The 254-nt window shown below is 65.4% G+C and carries 1 protein-coding gene; it reads left to right on the forward strand.

Features of this window, described 5'->3' with window-relative positions; genetic code table 11:
* Nucleotides 1–124 precede the first annotated feature (124 nt).
* On the forward strand, nt 125–254 hold a 130-nt coding region (locus EUU22_RS26115; RefSeq protein WP_369333638.1), incomplete at its 3' end, for a proline racemase family protein.

Consider the following 254-nt stretch of genomic DNA (forward strand, 5'->3'; position numbering starts at 1 on the left):
TGCATTTCATCATGCGGCTCGACTATCCGGGCCAGGACCCCGCGGTGTCGGACGCCGCCGTGCGCGCGTTTGGCGACGTGGCGAAGATCGTGCGGCTGCGTCTCGGTCAAAAGTGACGTTGCGTGTGATCGAGACGGTCGACACCCACACCCTGGGCGAGCCGACGCGCATCGTGCTCAAAGGCTTTCCAAGACTTGCGGGCAGGACCCTGGCCGACCGTTCGGATGATCTGCTGCACCGCCACGACGACCTGC

It is taken from the genome of Ciceribacter ferrooxidans (assembly GCF_004137355.1).
GTDB classification, from domain to species: domain Bacteria; phylum Pseudomonadota; class Alphaproteobacteria; order Rhizobiales; family Rhizobiaceae; genus Allorhizobium; species Allorhizobium ferrooxidans.